Annotated in this window: 2 protein-coding genes and 1 pseudogene; all 3 read left to right on the top strand. The window is 72.3% G+C overall.

The window, feature by feature from the left end:
- Window positions 1-661: pseudogene (locus tag IY392_RS16120) on the top strand (hypothetical protein); the annotation flags it as partial.
- A gap of 78 nt (window positions 662-739) precedes the next feature.
- A complete protein-coding gene (locus IY392_RS16125) occupies window positions 740-2,863 on the top strand; it encodes a DUF6541 family protein (protein ID WP_194861765.1) in 2,124 nt (707 codons plus the stop codon).
- 90 nt (window positions 2,864-2,953) lie between these two features.
- Window positions 2,954-3,800, top strand: an 847-nt coding sequence (locus IY392_RS16130; RefSeq protein ID WP_194861766.1) for an NAD-dependent epimerase/dehydratase family protein, incomplete at its 3' end; no start/stop codon positions are given.

Consider the following 3,800-nt stretch of genomic DNA (forward strand, 5'->3'; position numbering starts at 1 on the left):
GCGGGGGAGCGCGGCGACCGTCCGCCTGGTCACGCCCGCCGGAGCGGTGGCCCTGGTCGCGCTGCTCGTCTCCTCGGCGGTCTCGACCCACACCTACCGGCAGACCTGGGCCGACCAACCGTCCCGCGACTACGCCCTCCCGCTGCTCGGGGCCCTCCGGGAGCGCAGCGCCCCCCTGTTCGACCAGGACCTGCCGCTCGAGGTCCTCCTCCCCGTCACCGCACCGGCCCACCGGCTGTCGTCGTTCCTCGCGGGTGTCCCCGGCATCCCCCCGGTCGCCGGGTGGACGACCGACCCGGTTCTCGTCGACTCCATGGGCACCCTGCATCCGGCCGAGGTCGCGGCCTTGCGGACGATCCCGCAGGGCCCCGAGCCCGGGTGCGGGTACAGGATCGGGGGTGACGGGGCCCGGATCCCCGTCGACGGGCCCCTGATCGACCGGGACTGGATCGTCCAGCTCAACCTCTTCGCCGACGCGGACGGTGAGGTGGGCGTCCGGCTCGACGAGGGTTCCGAGGTGACGGCCCCGGTGTCGGCGGGCCTGGGAACGGTCTTCGTCCGCGTCGAGGGAGGGGGGACGGGGTTGACCGTCTCCGCGCGCGGCGGTGTCTCGGAGCTGTGCATCGGAAGTGGACCGGTCGGACTCCTCGTGCCGCGCTGAGGCCCGGGGGGCGGGTGGCCCATAATGGGTCGGACCGGATGAGGACGACAGGGACGGAGGCAGGTCATCGACAACGCGATGGTCATGCTGACCCTGACGTCACTCCTCGTGGTTCCCGGGCTGATCGTGGGACTGGCAGCCCGACTCCCACTCCGGCTGGCCGTCGGCACGTCGATCCCCGTGTCCGCGGGGATCGTGACGATCGCCACCTATGTCTACGGCCGGTCCGGCGTGCCGTGGTCCCTCGCCGGGTACGCGGTCGCCACGGCCGTCACCGCGGCGATCGTGGGCCTGGTGGGACTGCTCATCTCCGGATCGCTGTGGCTCCGGCGTCGACGCCGTACCCGGGCCGGGGGCCGGTCCGGCGACCCCGGGGGCACCAGCAGCCCGATCCCGGCCCCGAGCCCCCGTCGCGCGTGGTGGTGGCTGCTGCCGGCCGCGTCGATCCTGGTGAGCGCATGGCTGATCGGCCAGATGATCATCACCGAACTCTCCGCCACCCCGGGCGGCACCGCGAACATCTTCCAGGGCTGGGACGCCCACTGGCACGCCAACTACCTCCGCTTCATCCACGACACGGGCCTGGCGTCCCCCGACCAGGCGGGCGAGCTGCGTTATCCGGAGAACGGGGCGACCCTCTACTACCCGAGCACCTGGCACGCGATCGCCGCCCTGGTGATGGGACTGCGCGGAATCGGGGCGGTCGAGACGTACAACCTCGTCCAGATCGGCTCCATGGCGCTGGTGTTCCCACTCGGCGTGGCCGCGCTCGCGTGGCTCATCACCCACCGGCGGTTCTCCCGTCCGGCCGTCGCGACCTCCGCGGCCGTCGCCGCGATGGCGACCCCCCTGTTCCCGGGGCTGCCGTTCGTGGAGGTCATGGTGGCCGCGACGCCGTCCGGGGTGGCCAACGGACTGGCGGGGCTGGTGGCCGCTGTCGTGGTGGCCTCCCTGTCCGACCGTCGCCTCGTCCCCGCCGCCGCGCTGGGCCTGGTCGGCGTCGGGGGTATCCACCCGTCGGCGATGGTCACCGCCGCGGTGATCGTGCTGTTCTGGTGGTTGTTCGAGGGCCTGTGGCGCCCGGTACGGGGCCGGCTGCGGGACTTCCTCGTCCTGGCGGGGGTCGGACTTGCGGGCGTCCTCACACTGCTGCCCCAGGTCCTCACCGTCTCCGAGGACGCGGACGAGATCTCGGCCTTCCAGTTCGAGATCGACGCCGATCGGGCGGCCGTCTGGGGTCGGGCCGTGGCGCTGCAGGTACGGCACGTGCAGGACTGGGGAGTGCGCTGGGTGCTGCTGGCCCTCGCGGTGCTCGGCGTGCTCGTCCTGGTCCGGCGCCTCGTGCTGTGGCCGATCCTGCTCTGGGCCGGGGTGCTGGTGGTGTGCGTCAACTCCATGAGCATGTTCGGCAACTGGACCGGCGGCGTCCTGCGCGGGATCGGCAGCATCTACTACAACGACCCGCGGCGGATCGGGGTGCTCCTGGCGGTCCTCGTGGCGGCCGCCGTCGGTGTGGGGGTGGGAGTGGTCGTCCAGGCGCTGGCGGGGTGGGCGGCCCGCCTGATCGACCCGATCACCGACTCGCGCGGAACCGGTGCGGCGGGTCTGCGGGTCGCCGTGGCGCTGGCCGCGTTGGTGGCCACCGGGTCGTGGGTCGTGCAGGCCTCGCCCGAGTACGCCTCGGCGGCGGGTGCGAACCAACGCGCGGGTCGGATGGTCGACGGTCACGATCTGCGCGCCTTCGAGTGGCTCTCCCGGCAACCGCAGGCCTACTCGGGACTCGTCTACACCAACCCCGACGAGGGGTCGGGGTGGATGTACGCCACCCACGGTCTGCCCTCGACCGCACGGCACTATCTCCAGCCCGGGTCCACCGCCCCGCTCACGACCGCCCTGTTCTTCAGCATGGATCGGGCCGGTACCGACCCACGCGTCGACTCCGCGCTCGACGAGCTCGGCGTGACCTACGTCTACGTCAGCCCGCCCAACTACTGGGGGTTCCAGAAGCCCAACGAGCACCTCCTCCGGCTCGATCAGACCCCGGGCCTGGTCAAGGTCTACTCGGACTCCCAGGTGCGGATCTTCGCCGTCCGTGCAGCCTTCACGCAGGACGAGATCGACCGGATCCTGGCCGACTCCCCGTTCCCGCCGGACAGGCGCACCCCCCTCACCCGCGCCACCGAGCTGTACGGCGGGGAGTGAGCGGCCCGACCGGGTCCGGGTCGTATCCTCGGAGCTGTCGTCCGACGGGACGCCGCGGCGGCGTCGCCGCGCTTCGGGAGGGATTCGTCAATGAAGGCACTCGTGACGGGTGGAGCCGGGTTCATCGGGTCGACCCTGGTGGATCGCTTGCTGTCCGAGGGTCACGAGGTGAGCGTCGTGGACGACCTCTCGCGGGGTCGCCTCGAGAACCTCGCGAGCGCGCGGGAGGCCGGGGCGCGGTTCGGCTTCCACAGGATGAACCTGGTCGACCCCGGGATCGTGGACCTGGTCGCCGAGGTCGCTCCCGAGGTCGTGTTCCACCTGGCCGCGCAGATCGACGTGCGCCTGTCCGTGGAGGACCCGGTGTACGACGCCGAGGTCAACGTGGTGGGAACCGTCCGGCTCGCCGAGGCCGCCCGACGAGCCGGGGTGCGGCGGATCGTCTTCACCTCCTCGGGAGGGTCGATCTACGGTCCCGTGGCCGAGCTGCCGGTGGCCGAGTCGCGGCCGGTGGATCCGATGAGCCCGTACGCGGCGGGCAAGGTCGCCGGCGAGGTGTACCTCGAGATGTTCGCCAAGCTGTACGGCATCGAGTGGGCGGGCGTGGCACCGGCCAACGTGTACGGCCCGCGGCAGGACCCGCACGGTGAGGCCGGGGTGGTGGCGATCTTCGCGCAGCGACTGCTCGCGGGGCAGCCGACCCGCGTGTTCGGGAACGGGGGCAATACCCGCGATTATGTGTTCGTCGACGACGTGGTCGACGCCTTCGTGCGCGCGGCGACGGTTCCGGCGGCCGCCGGGCTGCGGTTCAACGTGGGCACCGGGGTCGAGACCAGCGACCGCGACCTGCACACCCTGGTGGCCGCGGCGGCGGGGTCGGGGGACGACCCCGAGTACGCGCCCGCCCGTCTGGGGGACGTCGCTCGGTCAGCGCTGG

Origin of the sequence: Dietzia sp. SYD-A1 (genome assembly GCF_015356725.1) — a bacterium.
In the GTDB taxonomy this organism is placed as follows: Bacteria; Actinomycetota; Actinomycetes; order Mycobacteriales; family Mycobacteriaceae; genus Dietzia.

What these genes read in the sequence shown, in the direction of transcription:
- IY392_RS16125 (WP_194861765.1), top strand. Translation starts at nt 740, where the DNA reads ATGGTCATGCTGACCCTGACGTCACTCCTCGTGGTTCCCGGGCTGATC.